Genomic DNA, 26,047 nt, shown 5'->3' with positions numbered 1-26,047 from the left:
TGACTTGTCCGGTACGCTCCAGCGGGCGTTGAAAACTTGACAGGGAAAGGCGGGATTCCGGAGGGCGGGATCAGACTTTTTCCAGTTGGCCGAATTCGAGTTCGACCGGGGTGGCGCGACCGAAGATGGTGACCGAGACGCGCACGCGCGATTTCTCGTAGTTCACTTCCTCGACGTTGCCGTTGAAGTCGGTGAACGGGCCTTCCTTGATACGGACCATTTCGCCAACTTCGTAGAGCACCTTCGGACGGGGCTTCTCGACGCCTTCTTGCATCTGGCGGAGCAGCGAGTCCACTTCGCGCTGCGGCAGCGGAGTCGGACGATTCGACTTGCCACCGATGAAACCGGTCACTTTGGCGGTATTCTTCACCAGGTGCCAGGTTTCGTCCGTCATTTCCATCTCGACCAGGACGTAGCCCGGGAAGAAACGACGCTCGGTCACGGACTTGTGACCATTCTTCATATCAACGACTTCTTCAGTCGGCACCAGGATCTGGCCGAACTGTTCTTGCATGCCGGCGCGATTGATGCGCTCGGTCAGCGCGCGCTGCACGCTCTTTTCCATGCCGGAATATGCATGCACCACGTACCAGCGCTTGTTTCCTGCGCTTGAAACGCTTTGCGCACCAATCGGTGCGCTGTCTTGCGTGCTATCGCTCATGTTATTTCCAGCCCAAAATTACGTCGTACAACAGGAACTCGAGCAACTTGTCCGTACCCCAGAGGAAGATCGCCATGATCAGCACGAAGGCGAAGACCACCGCCGTGATCTGCATGGCTTCCTTGCGGGTGGGCCAGACGACTTTCTTGGTTTCGCGCACGGATTCCTTGGCGAAACCGACGAAGCCGCGGCCTTGTGCAGACGTCCAGGCAAACGCCACAGCCACCAGCAGACCGGCGACCAGGGCGACAGCGCGCACCGGAGTCGACTGATCAGACAACACAAAAAAACCGACCACGCCTGCAACCACAGCCACGATCGCCAATGCGATCTTGATCTTGTCGTTGGAGGTGTTGACGGTTTGAACTGGCTGGCTAGACATATTTACTTTCAGTACCCTGCACCAGATTCGGTGGCAGGGGCGGAGGGCATCGAACCCCCAACCTTCGGTTTTGGAGACCGACGCTCTGCCAATTGAGCTACGCCCCTACAAAAACTCGCGATTGAGACACGAATGCCGCGATACGTTACGCACCGCGGCAAAGTGTTTTACAGCTTGATCTTAGTCGAAGATCTTGGCAACCACGCCGGCGCCGACGGTACGGCCGCCTTCACGGATAGCGAAGCGCAGACCTTCTTCCATGGCGATCGGGTTGATCAGTTGCACGGTGATCGACACGTTGTCGCCCGGCATGACCATTTCCTTGTCCTTCGGCAGTTCGATCGCACCGGTCACGTCAGTGGTACGGAAGTAGAACTGCGGACGGTAGTTGTTGAAGAACGGGGTGTGACGGCCGCCTTCATCCTTCGACAGAACATAGATCTCGCCGGTGAAGTGCTTGTGCGGCTTGATCGAACCCGGCTTGGCCAGAACCTGGCCACGCTGCACGTCTTCACGCTTGGTACCGCGCAGCAGCACGCCAACGTTGTCGCCAGCTTGACCCTGGTCCAGCAGCTTGCGGAACATTTCCACGCCGGTGCAGGTGGTCTTCTGGGTGTCAGCGATACCGACGATTTCGATTTCTTCGCCGACCTTGATGATGCCGCGCTCAACGCGACCGGTCACCACGGTGCCACGGCCGGAGATCGAGAACACGTCTTCCACCGGCATCAGGAAGGTACCGTCAACGGCACGTTCCGGGGTCGGGATGTAGGTGTCCAGGGCTTCGGCCAGGGCCATGATGGCTTGCTCGCCCAGGGGACCGGTGTCGCCTTCCAGCGCCAGCTTGGCCGAACCCTTCACGATGGGCAGGTCGTCGCCAGGGAACTCGTACTTCGACAGCAGTTCGCGGACTTCCATTTCCACCAGTTCCAGCAGTTCAGCGTCGTCCACCATGTCAGCCTTGTTCAGGAAGACGATGATGTAAGGCACGCCAACCTGACGCGACAGCAGGATGTGTTCGCGGGTCTGGGGCATCGGGCCGTCAGCGGCCGAGCACACCAGGATCGCGCCGTCCATCTGGGCTGCGCCGGTGATCATGTTCTTCACATAGTCGGCGTGGCCTGGGCAGTCAACGTGTGCGTAGTGACGGTTTGCGGTTTCGTATTCGACGTGTGCGGTGTTGATGGTGATGCCGCGTGCCTTTTCTTCAGGCGCTGCGTCGATCTGGTCGTAGGCCTTCGCTTCGCCGCCGAACTTCTTCGACAGAACGGTTGCGATTGCAGCGGTCAGGGTGGTCTTGCCGTGGTCAACGTGACCGATGGTGCCGACGTTCACGTGCGGCTTGGTCCGTTCAAACTTGCCTTTTGCCATCTTAGACTCCTAAATTTGATGAGAATGTCCAGGCAACACGCCCGACTGATTACTGACTTGTCAGCGATACGACGAGAAACTGGTGCCCTTGACGTGGATTGAACACGTGGCCTCTCCCTTACCAAGGGAGTGCTCTACCACTGAGCTACAAGGGCATTTTTCCGACTGCACAACAACCAAACATGCAACCGGACCAAAACTTGGAGCGGGTGAAGGGAATCGAACCCTCGTCTTAAGCTTGGAAGGCTTCAGCTCTACCATTGAGCTACACCCGCGAGGAAACAACCTTCACTTCACAACCGCCGCGTCTTTCGATCGCGTATGTACTGCAGACTGCTTTGACTCCCGGCCTAATGGTGGAGAGGGCTGGATTCGAACCAGCGTACTCGTAAGAGGGCAGATTTACAGTCTGCTGCCATTAACCACTCGGCCACCTCTCCGTGCAGGGAACTCAAAACTATAGAGGAACATCTCTGGACTGTCAACTAAATTTTCGCTTCGGGGCAAAATATTTTATCAACTGCCGGATATTGCTCAGAGGAACGACCCGCGACGTTTTTTCGAATCTTCAGGCTTTTTGTGTCTGCGACTCAACCGGCTTTTCATTCCAGGGCGCAATTCTAGGCAACATCAGCATTCCAGGCAAGGCCAGAACGAAACAAATTAGAAAAAAATTTAACCAGCCGGTGTCGGCGACGATGTAACCCACCGAAGAATTCACAAAAGTTCGAGGCACGGCCATCAAACTGGTGAACAAAGCAAACTGCGTGGCGGTGTAGCGCGGATCGGTCTCGCGCATGATGTAGGCGACGAAGGCCGTGGTCCCCAGGCCCACACCAAAGGCTTCCAGCCCGATCACCACCGCCAGCACCGGCAGGCTGGCACCGACGTGGGCCAGCCAGGCAAACCCGAGGATGGGTACCGCCTGCAGTACCCCGAACACCCACAGCCCGCGATTGATGCCCAGCCGTACCATCCAGATGCCGCCGATGATGCCGCCGGCCACGCTGGCCCACAGGCTGGTCGTCTTGGAGACCACGCCGATCTCCGTCATCGAGAAGCCGAGGTCGATGTAGAACTTGGTGGCCAGCGCCGTGGCCATGCTGTCGCCCAGCTTGTAGAGGAAGATGAAGCCCAGCACCCACAGCGCATTGACCCAGCCGCCCCGGGCGATGAATTCGCGGAAAGGCAGCACCACGGCTTCAGTCAGGCTCTTGGGTGGCGTCCCGTAGACCTTCGGCTCCTTCACCACCAGCGAGCACAGCAGCCCCGGCAGCATGAAGGCTGCAGTGATCCAGAACACGGTCGGCCATGGCATCTGGTCGGCCAGCACCAGCGACAGCGCGCCCGGCACCATGCCGGAGAGCTTGTAGGCATTGACGTGGATGGCGCTGCCCAGGCCCAGTTCGGCTTCGGGCAGGATCTCGCGCCGGTAGGCATCGATGGCGATGTCCTGGCTGGCCGAGAGAAAGGCCACCACCGAGGCCATGAAGGCAATCGTGCTCACGTCAGTGAGCGGATCGAGCATGCCCATGCCGCCGATGGCCAGGAACAGCAGCAGCTGGGTGAACACCATCCAGCCGCGCCGGCGACCGATGCGGCCGAAGTGGAAGCGGTCCATCAGCGGCGACCAGACGAACTTCCAGGTGTAGGGGAACATCACCAACGCAAACAGCCCGAGCGTCTTGACGTTCAGGCCGGACTTGGCCAGCCACGCCTGCAACAGGCTCAGCAGGATGAACAGCGGAAGGCCGGAGGTGAATCCGAGGAAGACGCAGATCAGCATGCGCCGGTTCAGGTATTGCTGCCAGGAAGCGGCGGGTGCGGTCATGGGCGGATCAGCTCGAAAAACGCGAAACATGAAACAAAAAACGCCGGTCGCCAGCGATAGGCACTGCCGGACCGGCGTCTGCGGGGCATGGTGAAGCTTTTTGCAAAAACCTGTCGATGCGATTCCAGCTTATTTCTTGCGCAGCCGGAAGACCGCCAGGCTGCCGCGCCAGTTCGGGAAGTAGCGCACCGGCTTGCCATCCTTCAGGGCCACGCATTCCAGCACTTCCAGGCCCAGCTCGTTGGCCAGCGCCTCAAAGTCCCTGATCGTGGCGCAGCGCAGGTTCGGCGTATCGTACCACTGGTAGGGCAGGCTCCTGGACACTGGCATGCGTCCGCGCAGCAGCGCCACGCGGTGCGGCCAGTAGGCGAAGTTGGGGAAGGACACCGTCACCTCGCGTCCGACCCGGGCGATCTCGCGCAAGGTCCCCTCCACATCCTTGACCATCTGCAGCGCCGACAGGCACAGCACGGTATCGAAGGCATTGTCCTCGAACATGGCCAGACCGCCGTTCAGGTCCTGCTGGATCACCGAGACATTGCGCGCCACGCACTTGGGGATCTGCTCATCGTCGATCTCCACGCCATAGCCCGAGCAGCCCTTGTCGGATTGCAGATAGTCCAGCATCACGCCATCGCCGCAGCCCAGATCCAGCACCTGCGACTTCTCGCGCACCCAGTGGGCGATGAAGGCCAGGTCGGGGCGCAGCGCGCTCAATTGTTCGAAAGTCATGCGCGGCCCTCCTGCTGCAGTTCAGTCCAGATGCTTCCGTAGTACTCGCGCACCACCTTCATGTAGCGCGCATCGTCCAGCAGGAAAGCGTCATGCCCGTGCGGGGCGTCGATTTCGGCATAGCTCACGCGGCGCTTGTTGGCCACCAGCGCCTGCACCATCTCGCGGCTGCGTTCGGGCGAGAAGCGCCAGTCGGTCGTGAAGGACACCAGCAGGAACTTGGCCTTCGTGCGGGCGAAAGCGCGCGCCAGGTCGCCGCCGAATTCGCGCGCAGGATCGAAGTAGTCCAGCGCCTTGGTGATCAGCAGATAGGTGTTGGCGTCGAAGTAGGTCGAGAACTTGTCGCCCTGGTAGCGCAGATAGGATTCGATCTCGAAATCCACCCCGTAGCCGAACTGGTACTCGCCCGAACGCAGGTCACGGCCGAATTTCTCGGCCATGTCGTCGTCCGACAGATAGGTGATGTGGCCCACCATGCGCGCCACCCGCAGGCCGTTCTTGGGCACCACGCCATGCGCATAGAAATCGCCGCCGTGGTACTGCGGATCGGTCAGGATGGCCTGGCGCGCGACGTCATTGAAGGCGATGTTCTGCGCCGACAGCTTGGGCGTGGAGGCGATCACCAGACAATGGCGCAGGCGGTCCGGATACATCATGCTCCAGGCCAGCGCCTGCATGCCGCCCAGCGAGCCACCCATGACGGCGGCGAAACAGGTGATGCCGAGGCGGTCGGCCAGGCGCGCCTGGGCGTTGACCCAGTCTTCCACCGTCACCACCGGGAAGTCTGCACCATAGGGCTGGCCGGTAGCCGGGTTCGGGTGCATCGGCCCGGTCGAGCCGAAACAGGACCCCAGGTTGTTCACGCCAATGACGAAGAAGCGGTCGGTATCCAGCGATTTGCCGGGACCGACCATGTTGTCCCACCAGCCCACGTTGTCCGGGGCGTCGGCGTAGACGCCAGCCACGTGATGTGAAGCATTGAGCGCATGGCAGACCAGCACGGCATTGGATTTGTCGGCATTCAAGGTGCCGTAGGTTTCATAGGTCAGCGAGTAGTCCGCCAGCGCGGCACCGCTTTGCAGCGGCAGCGGCTCGGCGAAATGCATGACCTGGGGCGATACGATTCCGATCGACATGATTGTTCTGCGTAAGTGACTCGGCGCCAGCCGGCTCCGGGGAGCGGCATTGGCGGTCGCTTCGCCGGGCGGGTGGCCAGTCTCGTGCGCGGGCAACAAAAAAGCCCGGAAGCAGTGCTTGCGGGCTCACTCATCGATGGGGCGGGGCAGTCTTGGGAGGAACAGCTGATCCAAGCTCGCTTTAGCCGCATTTAGATGGGATCAGGATCCCGGCGCCCGCAAGCTGAAGTTGGTCAAACCGTTCAAATCGGCGCAGTGGCGTAAGAATACCCAAGTCGGGCAGGCCCGTCAAACGGCCCTGCCCGGCTCCCTTGCGGTTAACGGCGGCGCGCCGCCACCTTGGCTTCAGCCACGGCCGGCTCGGCGTGCAAGGCTTGCAACTGCGCCATGGCCGCACTGATGGCGGCGGGCTCGGTGGCACGCAGGACCTTCTTGACCTGCGGTTCCAGCAGGCGCAAGTCGCTGTTGAGGATCTCGTTCTTCACCGACAAAATCTGCGAAGGATGCATGGAGAACTCCAGCAGCCCCATGCCCAGCAGCAGGCGTGTCCATTTCAGGTCACCGGCCATTTCGCCGCACACCGAGACCGGAATGCCCGCCTTGCGGCCTTGGGCAATCACGGTCGAGAGCAGGAACAGCACCGCCGGATGCAGGGGATCGTAGAGATGCGCCACCTCATGGTCCACGCGGTCAATGGCCAGGGTGTACTGGATCAGGTCGTTGGTGCCGATGGAGAGGAAGTCCAGCCGCTTGATGAACAAGGGCAGCGCCAGGGCAGCCGCCGGGATCTCGATCATGGCACCGACCGGGATCTCTTCATCGAACTTCTGCTTGCGGTCGCGCAGCTGCTGCTTGGCCTGTTCGATCATGGCCAGGGTCTGGTCGATCTCGAAGGCATGCGCCATCATCGGCACCAGCAGCTTGATCGGACCATAGGCCGACGCCCGCAGGATGGCCCGCAGCTGCGTCAGGAACATCTGCGGCTCGGACAGGCAGTAGCGGATGGCGCGCAAACCCAGCGCCGGGTTCAGGGCGGTTTCTTCATCCTCGTCCAGCGGCTTGTCGGCGCCCACGTCCAGGGTACGGATGGTGACCACCCTGCCCTTCATGGCGATGACGGCCTGCTTGTAGGATTCGAACTGCTCATCCTCGCTGGGGAATTTCTCCAGATGCCCGGCCCTTCCCATGAACAGGAATTCCGAACGGAACAGCCCGATGCCCATCGCGCCCGCCTCGAAGGCGTTGGCGGCATCGTTGGGCAGCTCGATGTTGGCCAGGAGCGTGATCGGCTCGCCATCCTGGGTGATGGACGGGGTCTTCTTGAGACGTGAAAGTTTCTTCCGCTCGCGCAGCAGCCTCTCCTGCCGTGCGCGGTACTGCGCCAGTACCAGCGGGGATGGATCGACGATGACCACGCCGGCGTCGCCATCGATGATGAGCACATCGTCATGCTTCACCAGCACCGACGCATTGTGCATGCCGACCGCTGCCGGAATGGCCAGGCTGCGCGCCACGATGGCGGTGTGCGAGTTGGGACCGCCCAGGTCGGTGACGAAGCCGGCGAAGGCGCTCTCGCGGAACTGCAGCATGTCGGCCGGCGAGATGTCGTGGGCCACCACGATGATGTTGGCGGCGGCCTCGCCGGTGGGCGGCAGGTGGGTGGCGCTGCCGGTCAGGATCTTGAGGATGCGCTCGCCGACCTGCTGGATGTCGGCCTTGCGCTCGCGCAGGTAAGGGTCTTCGATCTCGTCGAACTGGGCCGACAATTCCTCGATCTGGGTCACCAGCGCCCATTCGGCGTTGTAGTAGCGGTGCCGGATGATGTCCTGCGGCACCTCGGCCAGCATCGGATCCGACAAAATGAGCGAATGCACATCAATGAACGCGCCCAGCTCGGGCGGCGCATCCTTGGGCAATTCCGAGCGGATGATATGAAGTTCCTGGTGCACCGCCTTGACCGCGCTCTTCAAGCGCCCGATCTCGGCCTCGACCTGGTCGGGCGCGATCAGGTAGTGTTTGACGTCCAGTGCGGCCGGCGCCATCAAGTGCGCGCGTCCGATGGCGATGCCTTGCGACACCGCGATTCCATGTAAGCTGAATGAAGCCATCGCGTATCTCCTGCCTGTTTTCTTATAGTCCGCCGTGTTGCCTGCGCGCGGTAGCTGGAGCAAGTTACCGAACAATGTACGGTTTGGCAATCAGGACCGGGCGCGACACACTGAAGACAGATGGACAGGCAGCGTATATGAACATTGTTTCAGCCCGCACAGGAAGTGCGCGGGCCTTGACATATCGCAAGAAGCATTCCAGCCGCGCCGCGGTGCTGCGGCGCAATACCGCGAGCGCGGTGAAGGGGCTTACTGGCCTTCGCCGAACTTGTCGGCGATCAGCGCTTCCAGGGCGGTGAAGCATTCCTGCTCATCGGCGCCGTTGGTTTCCAGGGTGATGATGCTGCCCTTGCCAGCGGCCAGCATCATCACGCCCATGATGGACTTGGCATTGACGCGGCGCTTGTTGAAGGTCAGCCAGACTTCGCTCTTGAACTTGCCGGCCAGTTGGGTCAGCTTGGCCGAGGCGCGTGCATGCAGGCCCAGCTTGTTGACGATTTCGAGTTCTTTTTGAATCATGTTCTGCTTTCGTTTTTATCGTATTGGCGCGGTTCGATGCCGCCGGGCAAGCAAGGTTCAGGCCGAGGCCGCCACCCGGATGCGGTTGTCGATCCGCACCGCACCATTCTGGCCCCCTGCCAGCGCCATTTCCACCACCACATCCAGCGTATCGTTACGGTAGGTCAGCGCCCGCAGCAGCATGGGCAGGCTGATGCCGGCGATCACCTGGACGTTGCCCAAGCCGCACAGGAAGCCCGTACAGTTGGAGGGCGTGCCGCCCATCACATCGGTGATGACCAGTACGCCGCTGCCATCATCGAGGCGTCCGACCGCCTCGATGGCCAGTTTTTGCACTTCCGCCGGGTTCTGGTCGGCGATCACGTCGATCGCCTCCATCCGTTCGGGGCGGCCGCGGAAAACGTGCGTGGCGGCGGCCAGGAAAGCTTGCCCCAGCGGGGCGTGCGTCAAGAGAAGAATACCAACCATGGAATTGTTGCCATCTGTTGCGACGCGCTTTTCCCCGAGCAGCCCGTCATGCTCTGTCGATCCCATTATCCGACCGACCCTGTAACCTCTGCTGCCCCTGCGGCTGCCTCCAGCGCGTCCACGAACATCGCCGCCACATCAAAGCCGGTCTGCTGGGTAATTTCCTGGAAGCAGGTCGGGCTGGTGACGTTGATTTCGGTGAGATAGTCGCCGATAGCGTCCAATCCTACCAGTAACAGGCCACGTTGATACAAGATCGGCCCCAAAGCCTCGCCGATCTCGATGTCGCGAGCCGATGCCGGCTGCGCTTTGCCCAGACCGCCTGCGGCCAGGTTGCCGCGCACCTCGTTGCCCTGCGGAATGCGTGCCAGCACATTGGGCACCACCTTGCCGCCGATCAGGAGAATGCGCTTGTCGCCTGCGCTGATCTGGGGAATGAAACGCTGCGCCATGATCGTGCGTTGACCGTTGTCGGTCAGGGTTTCGATGATGGAGCCCAGATTCATGCCATCGGCCTTGACGCGGAAGATGCCCATGCCGCCCATGCCGTCGAGCGGCTTCAGGATCACGTCCTGGTGCTCGTCGTGGAAGGCGCGCAGGCGCTTGGCGTCGCGCGTGACCAGGGTCGGCGCGGTGTACTGCGGGAACTGGGCAATGGCCAGTTTCTCGTTGTGGCTGCGAATGGCAGCCGGCTTGTTGAATACGCGCGCCCCCTGCTTCTCGGCCAGCTCCAGCAGGTACGTCGTGTAGATGTACTCCATGTCGAAGGGCGGATCCTTGCGCACGATCACCGCATCGAATTCGGAGAGGAAGGACGACGCCGGCTTGTCGGCGCGGTACCAGTCATCGGCCTCGCCGGTCAGCGTGATCTTGAAGGCATTGGCAGTCACCAGACCGTTTTCCAGCACCAGGTCGCCCTGTTCGAAGGCGTAGATGCTGTGCCCGCGGCGTGCGGCCTCGCGCATCATGGCGAAGGTGGAATCCTTGTACGTCTTGAACGTATCCAGAGGATCGGCGAGGAAAGCGATTTTCATGAGGCTGGGGTCCTGTTGAGCCTGGCAAAGGCGCGATATTAATAAACTTCCGGGTTGGGGTCGGTCTTTTCCATCTCCACCGAGGCGGCCAGCAGCGCCAGTCGCGCCACCACGCCATACATGTAGAAACGGTTGGGCGCCGCCGTGCCCGGCTTGGCATGCATGTCAGGCAGGGCATGCTGCTGGGCGAAGGCCAGCGGCACGAAATGCGCGCCGGGGGCGTTCAGGTTTTCGTTCACGCCACGTTCGGCGTGCACGCGGTAGAAACCGCCCACCACATAGCGGTCGATCATGTAGACCACCGGCTCGGCCACGGCCTGGTTGATGCGTTCGAAGGAGTGCACGCCTTCCTGCACGATCACTTCCGAGACTTCCAGGCCTTCCTTGCCGGCCAGCATGCCGGTGCGCTGCTTGCGGTTGAGGTCCTTGATCTCGCTGGCATCCTTGACCGCCATGATGCCCATGCCATAGGTGCCGGCATTGGCCTTGATGAAGACGAAGGGCTGTTCCTTGATGCCGTATTCCTTGTACTTCTTGCGGATTTTCGACAGCAGCGAGGACACGCTGTCGGCCAGCGCGTCGGTGCCGGTGTTCTCCTGGAAATCGATGTCGCTGACCTTGGCGAAGAGCGGGTTGAGCATCCAGGGGTCGACCTCGACCATTTTGGAAAACTTCTTCACCACTTCATCGTAGGCGGCAAAGTGGTTGCTCTTGCGGCGCAGCGCCCAGCCCGCGTGCAGCGGCGGCAGGACGCTTTGTTCATGCAGCCCTTCCAGCACCGAGGGAATGCCGCTGGAGAGGTCATTGTTGAGCAGCACCGTACAGGGGTCGAAGTTCTTCAGGCCCAGGCGGCGGCCGTTGGCCGAGCGCTCCAGCGGTTCCAGCGTAATGTGGGTGCCGTCGGGCAGTTCGATCTGCTGCGGCTTCGTTGCGCCTTGGGCCAGCGTACCCAGGCGCACGTTCAGCCCGGTCTGGCGGAAGATCTGCATCAGGCGGCCGATGTTCTGCAGGTAGAAGGTATTGCCGGGCTGGGTTTCGGGGATCAGCAGCAGGTTGCGTGCATCCGGGCAGTATTTCTCGATGGCCGCCATGGCCGCTTGCACCGCCAGCGGCAGCATTTCCGGCGAGAGGTTGTTGAAGCCGCCCGGGAACAGGTTGGTATCGACCGGTGCCAGCTTGAAACCGGCATTGCGCAGGTCCACCGAGCAATAGAAGGGCGGCGTGTGCTCCTGCCACTCCATGCGGAACCAGCGTTCGATGGCCGGCGTGGCACCCAGGATTTTCTTCTCCAGCTCCAGCAGGGGACCATTCAGAGCGGTGACGAGATGCGGGACCATAAAAGACCTTAACAATATGTAAATGCCGGCAGCGAGCTTCGATTTTAGCGGATTCCTGAAACCGTGTTGCGACGCAGTAGACGCCGCTGTTGCCATTTCAGCAAAGCCGGGATCCGGCCACGATCGCTGCAAAGGCGTGGCCGGGAGTGTTCACATGGCGATGATGGCGGCATTTTAAAGAGTCCGACTCAAATACTCGGGAATTATCCCCCTGCGACGCGGCAATGCATCAGGAAACCGCTTTACCTGAAGGAAATGGCAAAAAAACGACAGCTTGACTCCCTGGCAAGCTTGCATCCTCTTCATGTCGTGAAGCCTGCAAATGAAAAAAGGCACCCGAAGGTGCCTTGTAAAGAGGCCGTTTCCAGCCCCGAAGGAATACTGCAGACTCAGTACGACAGATGCTTAGTGGTAGGCCGATTCGCCGTGGCTGGAGATGTCCAGGCCTTCGCGTTCTTCTTCCTCGGTCACACGCAGGCCGATGACGACGTCGACGATCTTGTAGGCGATGAAGGAAACCACACCCGACAGGATCACGGTGGTCAGCACGCCCTGGAACTGGATCCAGACCTGGCCGCCGATGGAGTAATCCGGAGCAACGGCGTTGGCCACGTAGTCGTAGATGCCGGTGCCGCCCAGGCTGGGCGCTGCGAACACGCCGGTCAGGATGGCACCCAGGATGCCGCCCACGCCGTGCACGCCGAAGACGTCCAGTGCATCGTCCGAACCCAGGATCTTCTTCAGGCCGCTCACGCCCCACAGGCACAGCAGGCCGGCCAGCAGACCCATGACCACGGCACCGATGACGCCCACGAAGCCGGCCGCCGGGGTGATCGCCACCAGACCGGCGACGGCACCCGAAGCAGCACCCAGCATGGAGGGCTTGCCCTTGCCGATCCATTCGCCGAAGCTCCAGGACAGGACCGCGGCAGCAGTGGCCAGGATGGTGTTGACGAAGGCCAGGGCAGCAGTGCCGTTGGCTTCCAGACCGGAGCCGGCGTTGAAGCCGAACCAGCCGAACCACAGCAGCGAGGCACCGACCATGGTCAGGGTCAGGCTATGCGGCTTGAAGGCTTCCTTGCCGAAACCGATACGCTTGCCGATCACGTAGGAACCCACCAGGCCGGCGATGGCGGCATTGATGTGCACCACGGTGCCACCAGCGTAATCCAGCGCGCCCTTCTGGAACAGCCAGCCCGAGATGGCGGTCGCCTTTTCGGCGGCGGCGGTATCGGTGAAGGCGTCCGGACCCGGCCAGAACCAGACCATGTGGGCCATCGGCAGGTAGGAGAAGGTGAACCACAGGATCGAGAACAGGATCACGGCGGAGAACTTCACGCGCTCGGCGAAGGCACCGATGATCAGCGCCACGGTGATGGCGGCAAAGGCACCCTGGAAGGCGACAAAGACCAGTTCCGGAATGACCACGCCCTTGCTGAAGGTAGCGGTGTTGGAGTCACCGGTCAGGCCGTGCAGGAACAGGCGATCAAAGCCGCCGAAGAAGGCGCTGCCCTCGGTGAACGCGATGCTGTAGCCGTAGACGAACCACAGGATGTAGATCAACGAGAAGATCATGAAGCACTGCATCAGCACCGACAGCATGTTCTTGCTGCGCACCAGGCCGCCGTAGAACAGGCCCAGGCCCGGCAGGGTCATCAGGATGACGAAAGCGGTACACACCAGCATCCAGGCAGTGTCGCCCTTGTTGGGGACCGGAGCCGGAGCAGCAGCGGCCGCGGCCGGCGCTGCAGGGGCAGCGGCAGCCGGGGCAGCTGCTTCAGCCTTGGGCGCAGCCGGAGCGGCAGCGGCCGGGGCAGCGGCGGTGGCCGCTGCAGCTTCAGGCTTGGGCGCGTCCTGCGCCTGGGCCGGAGCGGTAAAACCTACCGCCAACAACAGCGCGCCAATGGCGAGCGCGCCGGAAAACATTTTCTTCATGCTCATTAGAATTCCCCTTTTTTACAGAGCGTCTTTACCGGTCTCGCCGGTACGGATACGGATCACGTCCAGCAAGTCCTGGACGAAGATCTTGCCGTCGCCGATCTTGCCGGTGCGGGCGGCGGTCTCGATGGCTTCCAGGGCGCGTTCGACGATGGCGTCGTCCACGGCGGCCTCGATCTTGGTCTTGGGCAGGAAATCCACCACATACTCGGCACCGCGATACAGCTCGGTATGGCCTTTCTGACGACCGAAGCCCTTGACTTCAGTCACGGTGATGCCTTGCACACCGATGGCCGAGAGGGCTTCACGCACCTCATCCAGCTTGAACGGTTTGATGATCGCAGTGATCAGTTTCATACGAACCTCTTGTTAGAAAGTTTTGCTGATGGAGAAGACGAAGCCGTTCTTGCCGACGTTCTTGGCGCCATCCGATGCCGGGGTGGTGGTCACGCCGTCCTTCAGGTCGGTACCGACGTAGGCCAGGCCCAGGGTGATGCCGGCTGCCTCGTCGAAGGTCTTGGACAGGCCGATCTTCCAGTCGGTGTAGCTGAAGTCGTTGGGGTTGCCGCGCACGCTCTGGTGACCGACGTGCAGACCCAGCATCACGCCGTAGTAGGTCTCGATGTTGGCACCCAGGTCGAAGTACTGGCTGTACTTGCTGTTGACGGCGCCGAACAGGTTGGTCAGCGATTGCGAATACTTGAAGTAAGCCGGACCGTAGCCGACCTGGCCATACAGTTCGAAGGTGTTGGCGTTCTTGGCACCGCTGTTGGCCAGGGTGTTGCCCGGGTAGTAGTAGTACAGGCCGCCGACGTCATAGGTGAAGCCGCCGCCGATGTCGCCGCGCTTGCCGCCGTAGATGTCCCACTCGACGTCACCCTTGGTGTCGGTACCGGTCAGGGTGCCCGCGTCCTTGATCCACTTGATGTTGGTCAGCCAGGTCCCGGCGTAGAGGCCGGTCGGGTTGTGCGTGTAGTCAGCGCCAACCTGCAGGGCCGGATCAAAGCGGGTCTGGGTCAGGCCACGATAGCGGTAGTCGCTCACCACGGCAGCGTTGAAGCTCAGTTCATTGTCCGGCTTGGCGTCTTCTGCGCGGGCCACGGTAGAAACGAAGGATGCGGCGATGGCTGTTGCAAGAATCAGTTTCTTCATGACTTTCCCTCTGGTTTATGTTTTAACAATAAAGTCGGTTTTTTTGTCTTTGCCCAGACTCATTAGCAGGAGCCGTGCCATGTCCGTTCGGCAAGGCAGACTTGTCTTTTTGCGTGAAACCAGAGATTTGCAACGATTTTTTTCGAGATCAGCTTCAAAATAGTGCATGCGCCACCCAAATGCACGCTGCTGGTGCGATATTGATGGTTTTTTATTAATCCTGCATCAAACGCGGCGAACACATTTTGGTGCGCGGGTGGCGGGCGAAGCAAAGATCACCAAGTCGGAGCATTTCCTGCAGGAAAATTCACTGCATTTCAGCGCGTTTTCTGCCCGTTTTGAAGCGCTAGCCGGCACCTGTTGGCAAAAATGCGGTCTCAGCGGGACATCCCGGTAGGAGGATGGGCGGGAAACCGCTAAACTTGCAGTACAGCTATCTGCCAAGGAGATCCGACATGGACAAGCCCCCATTTTTTGAAGACCTGCAATCCAAGATCAACAAGGCGATCGAGAACTCTCCGGCCAAGGACATCGAGAAGAACGTCAAGGCCATGCTGAGTCAGGGTTTTGCCAAACTGGACCTGGTCACGCGCGAGGAATTCGACGTCCAGGCCCAGGTACTGGCCAAGACCCGTGCCCGCCTGGAGGCGCTGGAAGCGCGTGTTGCCGAGCTTGAGGCTCAGCAAAAACAGAATCCATGACCCTGGCCCGGACACTTTTCTCTTTCCCTCCCCCTTCCCTTCTTTCTGCTGACCAGCTGCCGGGTTCATCGCGATGAGCCTGGCAGTCTTGCGCAGCCGCGCCCTGGCCGGCATGAGCGCCCCGCCAGTGACGGTCGAGGTGCATCTGGCCAATGGCTTGCCGGCCTTCACCATCGTCGGACTCCCCGAGGCCGAGGTGAAGGAAGCCAAGGACCGCGTCCGGGCGGCGCTGCAAAACGCCCGGTTTGAATTCCCCGCCCGCCGCATTACCGTCAACCTGGCCCCCGCCGACCTGCCCAAGGACTCCGGTCGCTTCGACCTGCCCATCGCCCTGGGCATCCTCGCCGCCTCCGAACAGATGCCTGCGGATCGTCTGGACGACCACGAATATGCCGGCGAACTGTCGCTGTCGGGCCAGCTGCTGCCCATTCGCGGCGCGCTGGCCATGACCTGCGCCATGCAGCGCGAGCAGCAGCAGGATGGCCACCGGCGCAGCTTCATCCTGCCGGCCGCCAATGCCGACGAAGCCGCACTGCTGCCCGAGGCGCAAATCCTCCCGGCGACCTCCTTGCTAGAGGTCTGCACCCACTTCAGCACGCGCGATCCCGCCGCCCGGCTGCAGCGGCACCATCCGCAGCCGGTCGGCAAGCGGGCGGCCTATCCGGATTTCAGCGATATCAAGGGGCAATTGCAGGCGCGGCGCGCCATGGAAGTGGCCGCGGCGGGCCAGCACAGCCTGCTGCTGGTCGGCCCGCCCGGTGCCGGCAAGTCGATGCTGGCGACCCGCTTTCCCGGGATCCTGCCGCCGATGACGCAGGACGAAGCGCTGGAATCCGCCGCAGTGCAATCCTTGAGCGGCAGTTTCGACATCGCGCGCTGGCGGCAGCGGCCTTATCGGGCGCCGCACCACACCGCCTCCGCCGTGGCACTGGTCGGCGGCGGCAGTTCGCCCAGGCCGGGTGAAATCTCGCTGGCACATCATGGGGTCCTGTTCCTGGACGAGATCGCCGAATATCCCCGCAGCGTGCTGGATGTGCTGCGCCAGCCGATGGAGTCCGGCCACATCGTGATCTCGCGGGCGGCGCGGCAGGCGCAATTCCCGGCACGATTCCAGTTGATCGCGGCCATGAATCCCTGTCCGTGCGGACAGTATGGCGACAGCCAAGGCCGCTGCCGCTGCACGCCGGAACTGGTCAAGCGCTACCAGGCGCGCTTGTCCGGCCCGCTGCTGGACCGCATCGACATGCAACTGCACGTCAACGCCCTGAGCCCCGCCGAACTGGCCGTCCAGCAGCCGGGTGAAACCAGCGCCGCCATCGCGGAACGGGTCGCGCGCGCGTTTGAACGACAGCGCCAGCGCCAGGGCAAACCCAACAGCCAGCTGGGGGGTAGCGAAATCGACCGGCACTGCCAGCACGATGTGGCGGCGGCCCAACTGCTGCAAGCCGCCATGCTGCGGCTGAACTGGTCGGCGCGGGCCTATCACCGGGTGCTGAAACTGGCGCGCACCATCGCCGATCTGGCGGAGTCCGATGTAATCACACAGGCGCATGTGGCCGAGGCAGTGCAATACCGGCGGATGCTGGCCGGTAATTGAGCGGCAACGGATCTGTCCCGGCAGACAAGAGCGTTCCCCTGTTGCGCCATGCAAGAGGACCGTCTGTATCTTCTCCCTCGGCCGGCCGGGCTTTAGCCTTGCAATTCACACGGCATCGACTGCCGCCCCCACCTGCCGACCGAAAGAGGATCATCGCCATGCCCACTGTCTCCACCCTGCTGGCCTTCGCCGCCCTCTGCCTGGGCATGGTGCTCACCCCCGGCCCCAACATGCTTTATCTGGTCTCGCGTTCGGTCTGCCAGGGCCGCAAGGCCGGGTTGATCTCGCTGGCCGGAATCGCGCTGGGGCTGGTGTTCTACATGCTCTGTACCGCGCTGGGCATCAGCGCCCTGCTGATGACCCTGCCGCTGGCCTACGACGCGCTGCGCCTGGCGGGAGCGCTCTACCTGCTCTACCTGGCCTGGCAAGCCCTCAAGCCAGGCGGCCGATCGCCGTTTGCCCTGCGCACCCCGCCCCCGGACAGCCCCCGCAAACTCTTCAGCATGGGTCTGCTGACCAGCCTGCTCAATCCCAAGATCGCCGTGATGTATCTGTCGCTGCTACCGCAATTCATCCAGCCCGAGCACGGCAGCGTACTGCTCCAGTCCTTCGCCCTGGGCCTGACGCAGATCGTGGTCGGCGTCAGCATGAACGCCGTGATCACCTTCTCTGCGGCTTCCATCTCGGCCCTGCTGGCTGGCCGTCCACACTGGCAACGCCTGCAGCGCTGGCTGATGGGCAGCGTGCTGGCCGGACTGGCCGTCCATATGCTGATCCAGCGCCGCTGACCCTCCCCCGCCTCACTTCCCGACGTAACGATGCGCTCACCGGGAGCGCATCGTTACGTCGCCTTCTCCCTCGCCTGCCTGCGCAAAGGCGCCAAAGCCGATGACATTCAGTCAACGCAAGCCTCGAACGGCGACGAGAACTCCCCCTTTTCATTCCCTCGGATTCAACTTCTGCTCGCATAAGCCGGGAACAGAAATCGTCATTGCGTTGCCTAAGGTGAGCTTCGCCCGATACAACAAATAACAAATCAGAATCGACAACAAGGACGATCCCCCATGCCCTCTTCCCTCCCCGACGACCGTGCGGCAGGTGCCGCATGATCAGCATCTATCAACTCAAACCCCGCTTTCAGGCACTCTTGCGGCCGATGGTGCGTGCCCTGGCCGAGGCCGGCGTGACGGCCAATGCGGTCACCGTGCTGGCCATGCTGGTCTCGCTGGCACTGGGCGCGCTGCTGTTCGTGGCCGGGCCGCAGCGGCCGGCGCTGTTCCTGCTGCTGCCGCTGTGGATGTTCCTGCGCATGGCCTTCAATGCCGTGGATGGCATGCTGGCGCGTGAATTCGGCCAGCAGTCGGCGCTGGGGGCCTATCTCAACGAGCTGACCGACGTCGTCTCCGATGCCGCCCTGTACCTGCCCTTTGCGCTGGTGGCCCCATTTGGCTGGGCCAGCGTGGGCGGAGTGATCTTCCTGTCGGCGGTGTCGGAGATGACCGGGGCGCTCGGCCCCATGGTCGGTGCGCCGCGCCAGTACGACGGCCCCATGGGCAAGAGCGACCGCGCCTTCCTGTTCGGCGCGCTGGGCTTGTGGCTGGGACTGGCCGGCAGCCTCCCGGGCTGGATCTTCTGGGTGCTGCCGCTGGCTGTCGCCGCCATCCTCCTCAATATCGTCAACCGCATCCGCAGCGGCCTGCGCGCCGCCCCCCACCCATGACACGATCCTGCCAGGAACACCAGTTCACCACCCACGACGGCCAATCCCTGTTCTATCGCCGCTGGCCGGCCACCGGCCCGCAGCGGCGCGGCGCTGTCGTCATGTTCCATCGCGGCCACGAGCACGGCGGGCGCATGGAGCATCTGGTCGATGAACTCGGCCTCTCCGATTTCGATTTCTATGCCTGGGATGCGCGCGGCCATGGCCGTTCGCCCGGCCCGCGTGGCTATTCCCCGAGCTTTGCGCACTCGGTGCGGGACGTGCAAACCTTCATCCACCATCTGCGCGACCAGTGGCAGGTGGCCGAGGAAGACATGGCCGTGCTGGCCCAGAGCGTGGGCGCGGTGCTGGTCTCGACCTGGGCGCATGACTACGCGCCCCGCGTACGCTGCCTGGTGCTGGCCTCGCCCGCCTTCAAGGTGAAGCTTTATGTTCCGTTCGCCCGTCCGGGACTGGCCCTGCAGCAGAAGCTGCGCGGCAATTTCTTCGTCAACAGCTACGTCAAGGCGAAGTATCTGACCCACGACCGGCAGCGCCAGGCCTCCTACGACAGCGATCCGCTGATCAGCCGTCCGATCTCCGTGAATATCCTGCTGGCGCTGTATGAAGCGGCCGAACGCGTGGTCGCCGATGCCCAGGCCATCACCATTCCCACGCAATTGCTCATATCCGGCGCGGACTGGGTGGTGCACCATGGCCCCCAGCACGATTTCTTCGCACGCCTGGGCACACCAGTGAAGGAAAAGCACGTCCTCCCCGGCTTCTATCACGACACCTTCGGCGAGAAGGACCGCAAGATCGCCACTGACCTGGCGCGTGAATTCATCCTGCGTCAATTCTCCCAAGCCTGGGCCCGTCCGGACCTGCGCCAGTCGCACCGCCAGGGCCCGACCTTCGAGGAGTCGCGCCAGCTGTCCGCGCCGCTGCCCGCTCTCAGCCCCAAGGGGCTGTACTGGGCCGGTTACCGCGCCAACATGAAGCTGGGCGGCCTGCTCTCCAAGGGCGTGGCGCTGGGGCATCGCACCGGTTTTGATTCGGGCAGCACGCTCGACTACGTCTACCGCAACACCTCCGAAGGCGTCGGTCCGCTGGGCCGCGCCATCGATCGCCAGTATCTGGACGCGATCGGCTGGAAAGGCATCCGCCAGCGCAAGCTGCATGTGGAAGAATTGCTGCGCACGGCCCTGGCCCGCCTGCAGGCCGAGGGACAGCCGCTGCACGTGCTTGACATCGCCGCCGGCCATGGCCGCTACGTACTGGAAGCGCTGGGCCAGGGACCGCGTCCCCACTCCATCCTGCTGCGCGACTACAGCGAACTGAATGTGCAGCAAGGCACGGCGCTGATTGCCGACAAGGGCCTCGCCGACATTGCCCGCTTCGTGCAGGGAGACGCCTTCGACCGCGCCAGCCTGGCCGCCGTCACGCCGCGCCCGACGGTGGGCATCGTCTCCGGCCTGTACGAACTGTTCCCGGACAATGACGCCGTGGCCACCTCCCTGGCCGGACTGGCCGATGCCATCGCGCCGGGTGGCTATCTGGTCTACACCGGCCAGCCCTGGCATCCGCAACTGGAACTGATCGCCCGCGCCCTGACCAGCCATCGCGGCGGCCAGGCCTGGGTCATGCGCCGCCGCACGCAAGCCGAGATGGACCAGTTGGTGGCCGAAGCGGGGTTCGAGAAGATCGAACAGCGCATCGACCAGTGGGGCATCTTTACCGTCTCGCTGGCCCGGCGCAAGGCCGCATGAGCCAGGCCGACCGCCTGCTGCCCGCGGCAGCACCGGCCACGCCGCTGCCGTGGAAGCGCGGCGTGGCCTGGCTGCTGTTGCTGGGGCCGCTGTTCTTCCTCAGCTATGGCTTCGCCAACCATGCAGCCGCCGCGCGCGCCAGCGTGCCCAGCTTCTTCTATGGCTGGGAGCGTCATATTCCCTTCCTGCCCTGGACCATCCTGCCCTATTGGTCCATCGACCTGCTCTACGGATTTTCCTTCCTGTGCTGCCGCACCCCGCGCGAGACCGATCGCCACGCGCTGCGGCTGCTGACGACGCAGCTGATCGCGGTGGCCTGCTTCCTGGCCTTTCCGCTGCGCTTTGCCTTCGTGCGGCCGGCCACCGACGGACTGTTTGGCGCGCTCTTCGCCTCGCTGGCGGCCTTCGACCTGCCCTTCAACCAAGCCCCCTCGCTGCATATCGCACTGCTGGTGCTGATCTGGGTCCAGTTCGCCCGGCTGCGCACGCACTGGTTCTGGCAGCTGGTCATCCATGGCTGGGCGCTGCTGATCGGCCTGTCCGTGCTGACGACCTGGCAGCATCACTTCATTGATATCCCGACCGGTGCCATGCTGGGCCTGTTCTGCCTGTGGCTGTGGCCGGATGAGGGGGGTACGCCGCTGCGCCGCAGCGGCCAGCGCAGTGCGCGACGCATGCGTCTGGCGCTGGCCTACGCGCTGGGAGCCTTGCTGGCACTGGCGCTGGCAATCTCCGTGCGCGCCTTGGCCGCCCCACTGGGCTGGCTGGCCTTGTCGCTGGCCATCGTGGCTTGGAATTACGCCCATGCCGGTGCCGCCGGTTTCCAGAAGCACGACGGCCGCCGGTCGCTGGCCGTCACCTGGTTGCTGGCTCCACATGTATTGGGTGCCTGGCTCAATGCCCGCCTGTGGACCCGCCGCCGTCCGCAGCCAGATCCCATCACCGGGGATGTCTGGCTGGGCCGCTTGCCAAGCGCTGCCGAGCTGCGCGCCAGCCCGTTCGCCGCCCTGTGCGACCTCTGCGCCGAACTGCCCGCCCCGCGCGGTCCGTGGGCTTATGCCGGCCATGCCTGGCTGGACCTGGTCGCCCCCGACGCCGACCAATTGCTGGCGGCCGCCCGCAGCATCGAATCGCTGCGCAGCCATGGACCCGTGCTGGTGGCCTGTGCGCTGGGCTATTCGCGCAGCGCTGCTGCAGTGGCGACCTGGCTGTGCCTGAGCGGACGCTGTCCCGACATGGACTCTGCTCTCGCGCTATTGGCCGAACGCCGCCCCACGGTGGTCATCAACGCCGCGCTGCGGGAACGCCTGCGGGAGGTCGAGCAGCAGTTGCTGAAGGGAGAACGCCATGTCTGACCTGCGCCAAGGATCCGGCAGCGATGCCGCCAACGATGCCGCTCATCAAGGCCTCCCGCCTGAAAACGCCCCAGCTGCGCAGCAGGCAGCCCACCAGGCCGACATTGCCCTGGCAATCCTGGCCGTGAGCCGTCCGCTGGACAACACCAGCCGCCTGCTCAGCCTCTGCGCGCTGGTCTTGCTGGTCTTGCATCCAGGCGGCCCTGCAGTCTGGGCTGCGCTGGCGCTGTCCATCGTGTTCGGGATCGCCGAATGCAGTTTCGCGCTGCGCTGCGCCTTCGATGTCCCCATCTTCACCTCATGGGCGCGCCGCTGGCACCAGGGAAATCCACCGCAGGACGATCTGGCTGCCTTTGACCTGGCCCTCGCAGACAGCGGTCTTGGGCCCAAAGCCGGTGCGGCGCCGCGCCCGCTGGCGCAACGCATCGCCGGGGTACGCCGCCTGGTGAAGAATCAGGTCCGATACCTGGCCTTGCAGGTGGTGGCCTGGGTGGTCACCCTGGCGTTACTGTTCCTTTCCTGATCCTTGAAAACTGAATTTGTATGCTGATCGACCGCCTCTTCGCCTCCGCCATCTGCACCTTCGCCCGCGTCCTCACGGGCGTGCGCGCCCGCTGGTTTGCCGCGCCCGATCCCGGCAAGCTGCGTGTCTACTATCCCAACCACCGCAGCCACGGTGATTTCGTGCTGGTCTGGAGCATGCTGCCGCGCGCCATGCGCAAGCGCACCCGGCCAGTGGCCGGCTCGGACTACTGGCTCAGCAGTGCCGTGCGGCGCTATGTGATCAATCGGGTCTTCCGGGGTGTACTGGTGGACCGCCAGGCTGGCCGTAGCGCCGATCCCATCGGCGTGATGGGGCAGGTGCTGGCAGGGGGTGAATCGCTGATCCTGTTCCCGGAAGGCACGCGCAACCTGGAAGAGGGCCTGCTGCCCTTCAAGAGCGGGCTGTACCACCTGGCCTGCGCTCATCCGGAAGTGGAACTGGTGCCGGTGTGGATCGAGAACCTCGGCCGGGCCATGCCCAAAGGCCATCTGGTGCCGCTGCCGCTGCTCTGCACCCTCAGCTTCGGCGAGCCCTTGATGCTGCGCCCCGACGAAAGCAAGGAACAATTCCTGGCCCGCACCCGCCAGGCCCTGCTCGCCTTGGCCCCCGTGGCCGAATGATCCGCGACGAACGACCATGACTCCTCAAGATACCCTCATCGCCCTGTTTGGCGGCGTGTTCGCCGTCCTCGCCCTGGCCAGTTCGGTTGGTGGCCTGCTGCGCTGGCGGCTGGCCGGACGCAGCAGCAGCGTCATCGACAATCTCAATGCCCGCATCAAGGCCTGGTGGTGGATGATCGGCGCGCTGGCCATCGCGTTCTGGATCGGCAAGACCGGCGTGGTGGTGCTGTTTGCCTTCATCTCGCTGCAGGCGCTGCGTGAATTCATTTCCGTCACCTACACCCGCGTGGGCGACCATCGGGCGCTGCTGTGGTGCTTCTTCGTGTTCCTGCCGCTGCAGTACGTGCTCATCGGGATGGACTGGTATGGCCTGTTCTCCATCCTGATCCCGGTCTACGCCTTCCTGCTGCTGCCAATCTCGGCCTCGCTCTCCACCGATACCAAGCATTTCCTGGAGCGTGCGGCCAAGGTGCAGTGGGGGCTGATGATCTGCGTCTACTGCATCTCGCACGTGCCGGCCCTGCTGACGCTGCCCATCGAGGGCTTCGAAGGCCGCAACCTGCAGCTCATCGTGTTCCTGGTGCTGACGGTGCAATCCAGTGATGTGTTCCAGTACGTGTGGGGCAAGCTGTTCGGCAAGCGCAAGCTGGCCCCGCAGATTTCACCTTCCAAGACGCTGGAAGGCCTGGTCGGGGGCGTGCTGACGTCCACCGCCGTCGGTGCTGCGCTGTACTGGATCACGCCTTTCAATGTGTGGCAGGCGGCGCTGGTGGCGCTGACCATCAACATTCTGGGCTTCTTCGGGGGATTCGTGCTGTCGGCGATCAAGCGTGACCGCGGACTCAAGGACTGGGGTGCCATGATCGAAGGCCATGGCGGCATGCTGGACCGGGTCGATTCGATCAGTTTCTCGGCACCGATTTTCTTTCATATCCTGCGCTACTGGTGGGTGCACTGAAGCACCACCAGCAGCGCATTCCCGCTAACGTCAACGTGACGGCAGGATGCGGCGCGCAAACGCGATCAGCACCAGCACCAGCGCAACCAGGCCCAGCCACTGCCCGGTCAATTCAAAGGCCCCCGACACCACGGCCAGCGGTGCATCCTTGCCGGTAAAGCCGATGATGGCGGCCAGCAGCACACCCACCAGGCTTTCCCCCACGATCAGGCCTGAGGCCACTAGGATGCCGCGCTGGCGCGGCTTGTCGGTATAGGCTTCCAGATCCGCACCGGCGGCCAGTGCCCGGCGGCGCAGTGCGCGTTCGATCAGCCAGCCCAGAACCGCCCCCAGGAACAGGGCGCTGCTGACCATCGGCGGCAGGTAGATGCCGATGCCCACGGCCAGTACCGGCAAGCGCGCCACGCCGCCCCGGCGGGCCAGCAGCCAGTCGATCACGATGAGCACGATGCCCAGTGCCACGCCGACACCCAGCATGGTCCAGTTCAGCTCGCGGGTGAAGATGCCGGTGGCAATGGCCGTCATCAGGGTCGCCTGCGGAGCCGCCAGGGCCTGGGCTGCATCCATGCCCGCGCGCGGCAGGGCACCGGTGAAGCCATAGGCGTTGTAGAGCAGGTTCAGCACCGGCGGGATGATGAGCGCGCCCACCACGCAACCGACCAGCAGCGCCACCTGCTGGCGCCAGGGGGTGGCGCCGACCAGTTGGCCGGTCTTCAAGTCTTGCAGGTTGTCATTGGCGATGGCCGCCACCGCAATGATGGCCGCGGTGACGAACAGCGCCACCGCGATGGCCAGCTTGCTGCCTTCGGGCGTGGCCAGCAGCGGATCGACTGCGCCCGAGACCAGCAGCAGGACCGACACCAGGATCACGGCCACGATGCCGATACCCGAGATCGGGCTGGAGGAGGAGCCGATCAGCCCGGCCATGTAGCCGCAAGCCGCCGCCACCAGGAAGCCGAAGATGAAGGCAAACACCACCGCATAGACGATCAGCCCGATGAACAGCGCAGGCGACACCGGTGCTTCGGACAGGAAGGACGCGAACACCACCGCCAGCAGCGCAATCATGGCCAGGCTGATGACGATGATCCAGCGCGGCGACATGTCCTGGTCGGTGCGCTCGGTGCTGCCCTGCTGACGGCGCGAGAGCGTCGACAGCGAGGCCTTCACGCCTTCCAGCATGGGCTTGAAAAGGGTGGCCAGGGTCCACACTGCGGCCACGCCGATCATGCCGGCACCGATGAAGCGTACCTGGCTCTTCCACAATCCGTTGGCAAAGTCCGACAGGGCGACATCGGCCGCATGCGGGGTGACGGCGGTGAGATAAGGCACGGCCACACCCCAGGCGATTACCAGGCCGATCAGGATGGCGATGCCGGAGACGATGCCAATCATGTAGCCCGCGCCCACCAGGGCCAGCGAGAAGCCCATGGTCAGGCGGACCACCGAAGCACCGGCGGTGAACCAGAGGCTGATGCTTTCGGCAAACAGCTTCAGTCCGCTGGCGATCACGCTGAAGGCTGCTGCAATTGTGCCGCCGAAGAGGATGTCACGCAGACCGCGCCGGGTTTCCTCGCCGCCCTCGGCGTCGGCGCTGCCCACGCGCAGGATCTCCGCGGCCGCCACGCCTTCCGGATAGGGCAGCGCGCTCTGCACCACCATCACCCGGCGCAGCGGGATGGAGAACATCACCCCCAGCATGCTGCCGGCGGCGCAGATGCCCAGCGTCTGCAGGAAGGGGAAGCCCTGCCAGTGGCCCATCATCACCAGGCCGGGCAGGATGAAGATGATGGAGGAGAGCGTGCCGGCCGCCGAGGCCTGGGTCTGCACCATGTTGTTTTCCAGGATGTTGGCATTGGAAAACAGGCGCAAGACCGCCATCGAGATCACCGCTGCGGGGATCGCCGAGGAAAAGGTCAGGCCGACCTTCAGCCCGAGATACACGTTGGAGGCGGTGAAGACCACCGTGATGAGCGCGCCCAGCAGCATCCCGCGCAGGGTCAGTTCCGGCAGGCCGGTTTGGTTATCTTGGTTCATATCGGGAAAGGGTTCCGTTTCGATGCGTTCTTATACCGCAAGAATTGCCGTACGGCCATCGGACAATCGCGCTATTTGCTTCATATGTGCCTCAAACC

General features: G+C 63.2%; 25 protein-coding genes and 4 tRNA genes. 10 read left to right on the top strand and 19 right to left on the bottom strand.

All coding sequences use genetic code 11. The annotated features are described in order from the left end of the window. Positions 1–70 precede the first annotated feature (70 nt). The 18 genes from nusG to JOD78_RS26390 all read right to left on the bottom strand — a co-directional run bounded on the left by nusG (position 71) and on the right by JOD78_RS26390 (position 14,669). Entirely contained in the window at positions 71–661 is a 591-nt protein-coding gene (gene nusG, locus JOD78_RS26475; protein WP_034333546.1) for a transcription termination/antitermination protein NusG, read from the bottom strand. A 1-nt stretch (position 662) separates the two neighbouring features. Then, positions 663–1,043: a preprotein translocase subunit SecE gene (secE, locus tag JOD78_RS26470; protein ID WP_013232176.1), complete on the bottom strand. Its 381-nt coding sequence runs from the start codon at positions 1,041–1,043 to the stop codon at positions 663–665. 31 nt (positions 1,044–1,074) lie between these two features. Further along, positions 1,075–1,150, bottom strand: a tRNA-Trp gene (locus JOD78_RS26465). Between the two features lie 73 nt (positions 1,151–1,223). Then, positions 1,224–2,414 (bottom strand): elongation factor Tu, encoded by a 1,191-nt coding sequence (gene tuf, locus JOD78_RS26460; protein ID WP_008334097.1) that lies wholly within the window; start codon positions 2,412–2,414, stop codon positions 1,224–1,226. An 80-nt stretch (positions 2,415–2,494) separates the two neighbouring features. Next, a tRNA-Thr gene (locus JOD78_RS26455) sits at positions 2,495–2,569 on the bottom strand. A gap of 46 nt (positions 2,570–2,615) precedes the next feature. Further along, positions 2,616–2,689, bottom strand: a tRNA-Gly gene (locus JOD78_RS26450). Between the two features lie 79 nt (positions 2,690–2,768). Continuing rightward, positions 2,769–2,854, bottom strand: a tRNA-Tyr gene (locus JOD78_RS26445). Positions 2,855–2,982: 128 nt separating this feature from the next. Continuing rightward, positions 2,983–4,245 carry an AmpG family muropeptide MFS transporter gene (locus tag JOD78_RS26440; protein ID WP_134134526.1) on the bottom strand — a complete coding sequence of 421 codons (1,263 nt, stop codon included), beginning with the start codon at positions 4,243–4,245 and terminating at the stop codon, positions 2,983–2,985. Between the two features lie 129 nt (positions 4,246–4,374). Next, positions 4,375–4,977 (bottom strand): methionine biosynthesis protein MetW, encoded by a 603-nt coding sequence (metW, locus tag JOD78_RS26435; RefSeq protein ID WP_034337480.1) that lies wholly within the window; start codon positions 4,975–4,977, stop codon positions 4,375–4,377. Continuing rightward, positions 4,974–6,113 carry a homoserine O-acetyltransferase gene (locus JOD78_RS26430; protein ID WP_209569967.1) on the bottom strand — a complete coding sequence of 380 codons (1,140 nt, stop codon included), beginning with the start codon at positions 6,111–6,113 and terminating at the stop codon, positions 4,974–4,976. The genes metW and JOD78_RS26430 overlap by 4 nt, the downstream gene beginning before the upstream one ends. A 317-nt stretch (positions 6,114–6,430) precedes the next feature. Beyond that, positions 6,431–8,221 carry a phosphoenolpyruvate--protein phosphotransferase gene (ptsP, locus tag JOD78_RS26425; RefSeq protein ID WP_121037216.1) on the bottom strand — a complete coding sequence of 597 codons (1,791 nt, stop codon included), beginning with the start codon at positions 8,219–8,221 and terminating at the stop codon, positions 6,431–6,433. A 249-nt stretch (positions 8,222–8,470) separates the two neighbouring features. Then, positions 8,471–8,740: an HPr family phosphocarrier protein gene (locus JOD78_RS26420; RefSeq protein WP_121037219.1), complete on the bottom strand. Its 270-nt coding sequence runs from the start codon at positions 8,738–8,740 to the stop codon at positions 8,471–8,473. 57 nt (positions 8,741–8,797) lie between these two features. Next, positions 8,798–9,274, bottom strand: coding sequence for a PTS fructose transporter subunit IIA (locus tag JOD78_RS26415; protein WP_134134530.1), 477 nt, complete (start codon positions 9,272–9,274; stop codon positions 8,798–8,800). After that, a complete protein-coding gene (gene gshB, locus JOD78_RS26410) occupies positions 9,274–10,242 on the bottom strand; it encodes a glutathione synthase (protein ID WP_039790493.1) in 969 nt (322 codons plus the stop codon). The genes JOD78_RS26415 and gshB overlap by 1 nt, the downstream gene beginning before the upstream one ends. Before the next feature lie 38 nt (positions 10,243–10,280). Further along, positions 10,281–11,579, bottom strand: coding sequence for a glutamate--cysteine ligase (gene gshA, locus JOD78_RS26405; RefSeq protein ID WP_034335012.1), 1,299 nt, complete (start codon positions 11,577–11,579; stop codon positions 10,281–10,283). Positions 11,580–11,984: 405 nt separating this feature from the next. Beyond that, positions 11,985–13,520 carry an ammonium transporter gene (gene amt / locus JOD78_RS26400; protein ID WP_134134532.1) on the bottom strand — a complete coding sequence of 512 codons (1,536 nt, stop codon included), beginning with the start codon at positions 13,518–13,520 and terminating at the stop codon, positions 11,985–11,987. Positions 13,521–13,535: 15 nt separating this feature from the next. After that, on the bottom strand, positions 13,536–13,874 hold the full coding sequence (locus JOD78_RS26395; RefSeq protein WP_006713297.1) for a P-II family nitrogen regulator: 339 nt from the start codon (positions 13,872–13,874) through the stop codon (positions 13,536–13,538). Between the two features lie 12 nt (positions 13,875–13,886). Beyond that, positions 13,887–14,669: a TorF family putative porin gene (locus tag JOD78_RS26390; RefSeq protein WP_034334997.1), complete on the bottom strand. Its 783-nt coding sequence runs from the start codon at positions 14,667–14,669 to the stop codon at positions 13,887–13,889. A gap of 166 nt (positions 14,670–14,835) precedes the next feature. On the opposite strand from JOD78_RS26390, the gene JOD78_RS26385 reads away from it, so the two are divergent. From JOD78_RS26385 to JOD78_RS26345, 10 genes are all read left to right on the top strand, one after another. Beyond that, complete coding sequence (locus JOD78_RS26385) at positions 14,836–15,066, top strand: hypothetical protein (protein ID WP_147432024.1); 231 nt, start codon at positions 14,836–14,838, stop codon at positions 15,064–15,066. 58 nt (positions 15,067–15,124) lie between these two features. After that, positions 15,125–15,370 (top strand): accessory factor UbiK family protein, encoded by a 246-nt coding sequence (locus JOD78_RS26380; RefSeq protein ID WP_121037228.1) that lies wholly within the window; start codon positions 15,125–15,127, stop codon positions 15,368–15,370. A 73-nt stretch (positions 15,371–15,443) separates the two neighbouring features. Then, entirely contained in the window at positions 15,444–16,967 is a 1,524-nt protein-coding gene (locus JOD78_RS26375) for a YifB family Mg chelatase-like AAA ATPase (protein WP_121037231.1), read from the top strand. Positions 16,968–17,125: 158 nt separating this feature from the next. After that, complete coding sequence (locus JOD78_RS26370; protein WP_121037234.1) at positions 17,126–17,755, top strand: LysE family translocator; 630 nt, start codon at positions 17,126–17,128, stop codon at positions 17,753–17,755. Positions 17,756–18,072: 317 nt separating this feature from the next. Beyond that, entirely contained in the window at positions 18,073–18,687 is a 615-nt protein-coding gene (locus JOD78_RS26365; RefSeq protein ID WP_121037236.1) for a CDP-alcohol phosphatidyltransferase family protein, read from the top strand. Continuing rightward, positions 18,684–20,435: a bifunctional alpha/beta hydrolase/class I SAM-dependent methyltransferase gene (locus JOD78_RS26360; protein ID WP_121037239.1), complete on the top strand. Its 1,752-nt coding sequence runs from the start codon at positions 18,684–18,686 to the stop codon at positions 20,433–20,435. Before JOD78_RS26365 ends, JOD78_RS26360 begins: the two co-directional genes overlap by 4 nt. Further along, complete coding sequence (locus JOD78_RS26355; protein ID WP_245202312.1) at positions 20,432–21,790, top strand: phosphatase PAP2/dual specificity phosphatase family protein; 1,359 nt, start codon at positions 20,432–20,434, stop codon at positions 21,788–21,790. Before JOD78_RS26360 ends, JOD78_RS26355 begins: the two co-directional genes overlap by 4 nt. Then, positions 21,783–22,313 carry a hypothetical protein gene (locus JOD78_RS28160; RefSeq protein WP_240733822.1) on the top strand — a complete coding sequence of 177 codons (531 nt, stop codon included), beginning with the start codon at positions 21,783–21,785 and terminating at the stop codon, positions 22,311–22,313. The genes JOD78_RS26355 and JOD78_RS28160 overlap by 8 nt, the downstream gene beginning before the upstream one ends. Before the next feature lie 20 nt (positions 22,314–22,333). After that, positions 22,334–22,954: a lysophospholipid acyltransferase family protein gene (locus tag JOD78_RS26350; protein ID WP_083859687.1), complete on the top strand. Its 621-nt coding sequence runs from the start codon at positions 22,334–22,336 to the stop codon at positions 22,952–22,954. A 16-nt stretch (positions 22,955–22,970) separates the two neighbouring features. After that, positions 22,971–23,912: a phosphatidate cytidylyltransferase gene (locus tag JOD78_RS26345; protein WP_121037242.1), complete on the top strand. Its 942-nt coding sequence runs from the start codon at positions 22,971–22,973 to the stop codon at positions 23,910–23,912. 30 nt (positions 23,913–23,942) lie between these two features. On the opposite strand, the gene JOD78_RS26340 is transcribed toward JOD78_RS26345, so the two are convergent. Further along, complete coding sequence (locus tag JOD78_RS26340) at positions 23,943–25,949, bottom strand: oligopeptide transporter, OPT family (RefSeq protein WP_209569965.1); 2,007 nt, start codon at positions 25,947–25,949, stop codon at positions 23,943–23,945. Between the last annotated feature and the right edge of the window lie 98 nt (positions 25,950–26,047).

Source organism: Herbaspirillum sp. 1130, from assembly GCF_017833835.1.
Classification (GTDB): Bacteria; Pseudomonadota; Gammaproteobacteria; order Burkholderiales; family Burkholderiaceae_D; genus Herbaspirillum; species Herbaspirillum huttiense.
The sequence above is the reverse complement of the archived record's forward strand: the minus strand, read 5'-3'. Positions and strand labels throughout refer to the sequence as shown.

Coding starts and splice junctions, on each gene's coding strand:
- gshB (WP_039790493.1), bottom strand. CDS start 10,242: ATGAAAATCGCTTTCCTCGCCGATCCTCTGGATACGTTCAAGACGTAC.
- JOD78_RS26365 (WP_121037236.1), top strand. CDS start 18,073: ATGATCAGCATCTATCAACTCAAACCCCGCTTTCAGGCACTCTTGCGG.
- JOD78_RS26385 (WP_147432024.1), top strand. CDS start 14,836: ATGCGCCACCCAAATGCACGCTGCTGGTGCGATATTGATGGTTTTTTA.
- ptsP (WP_121037216.1), bottom strand. CDS start 8,221: ATGGCTTCATTCAGCTTACATGGAATCGCGGTGTCGCAAGGCATCGCC.
- JOD78_RS26375 (WP_121037231.1), top strand. CDS start 15,444: ATGAGCCTGGCAGTCTTGCGCAGCCGCGCCCTGGCCGGCATGAGCGCC.
- secE (WP_013232176.1), bottom strand. CDS start 1,043: ATGTCTAGCCAGCCAGTTCAAACCGTCAACACCTCCAACGACAAGATC.
- JOD78_RS28160 (WP_240733822.1), top strand. CDS start 21,783: ATGTCTGACCTGCGCCAAGGATCCGGCAGCGATGCCGCCAACGATGCC.
- JOD78_RS26340 (WP_209569965.1), bottom strand. CDS start 25,949: ATGAACCAAGATAACCAAACCGGCCTGCCGGAACTGACCCTGCGCGGG.
- metW (WP_034337480.1), bottom strand. CDS start 4,977: ATGACTTTCGAACAATTGAGCGCGCTGCGCCCCGACCTGGCCTTCATC.
- JOD78_RS26345 (WP_121037242.1), top strand. CDS start 22,971: ATGACTCCTCAAGATACCCTCATCGCCCTGTTTGGCGGCGTGTTCGCC.
- gshA (WP_034335012.1), bottom strand. CDS start 11,579: ATGGTCCCGCATCTCGTCACCGCTCTGAATGGTCCCCTGCTGGAGCTG.
- JOD78_RS26415 (WP_134134530.1), bottom strand. CDS start 9,274: ATGGGATCGACAGAGCATGACGGGCTGCTCGGGGAAAAGCGCGTCGCA.
- JOD78_RS26360 (WP_121037239.1), top strand. CDS start 18,684: ATGACACGATCCTGCCAGGAACACCAGTTCACCACCCACGACGGCCAA.
- JOD78_RS26380 (WP_121037228.1), top strand. CDS start 15,125: ATGGACAAGCCCCCATTTTTTGAAGACCTGCAATCCAAGATCAACAAG.
- JOD78_RS26395 (WP_006713297.1), bottom strand. CDS start 13,874: ATGAAACTGATCACTGCGATCATCAAACCGTTCAAGCTGGATGAGGTG.
- amt (WP_134134532.1), bottom strand. CDS start 13,520: ATGAGCATGAAGAAAATGTTTTCCGGCGCGCTCGCCATTGGCGCGCTG.
- JOD78_RS26390 (WP_034334997.1), bottom strand. CDS start 14,669: ATGAAGAAACTGATTCTTGCAACAGCCATCGCCGCATCCTTCGTTTCT.
- JOD78_RS26420 (WP_121037219.1), bottom strand. CDS start 8,740: ATGATTCAAAAAGAACTCGAAATCGTCAACAAGCTGGGCCTGCATGCA.
- JOD78_RS26350 (WP_083859687.1), top strand. CDS start 22,334: ATGCTGATCGACCGCCTCTTCGCCTCCGCCATCTGCACCTTCGCCCGC.
- JOD78_RS26440 (WP_134134526.1), bottom strand. CDS start 4,245: ATGACCGCACCCGCCGCTTCCTGGCAGCAATACCTGAACCGGCGCATG.
- JOD78_RS26430 (WP_209569967.1), bottom strand. CDS start 6,113: ATGTCGATCGGAATCGTATCGCCCCAGGTCATGCATTTCGCCGAGCCG.
- tuf (WP_008334097.1), bottom strand. CDS start 2,414: ATGGCAAAAGGCAAGTTTGAACGGACCAAGCCGCACGTGAACGTCGGC.
- JOD78_RS26355 (WP_245202312.1), top strand. CDS start 20,432: ATGAGCCAGGCCGACCGCCTGCTGCCCGCGGCAGCACCGGCCACGCCG.
- nusG (WP_034333546.1), bottom strand. CDS start 661: ATGAGCGATAGCACGCAAGACAGCGCACCGATTGGTGCGCAAAGCGTT.
- JOD78_RS26370 (WP_121037234.1), top strand. CDS start 17,126: ATGCCCACTGTCTCCACCCTGCTGGCCTTCGCCGCCCTCTGCCTGGGC.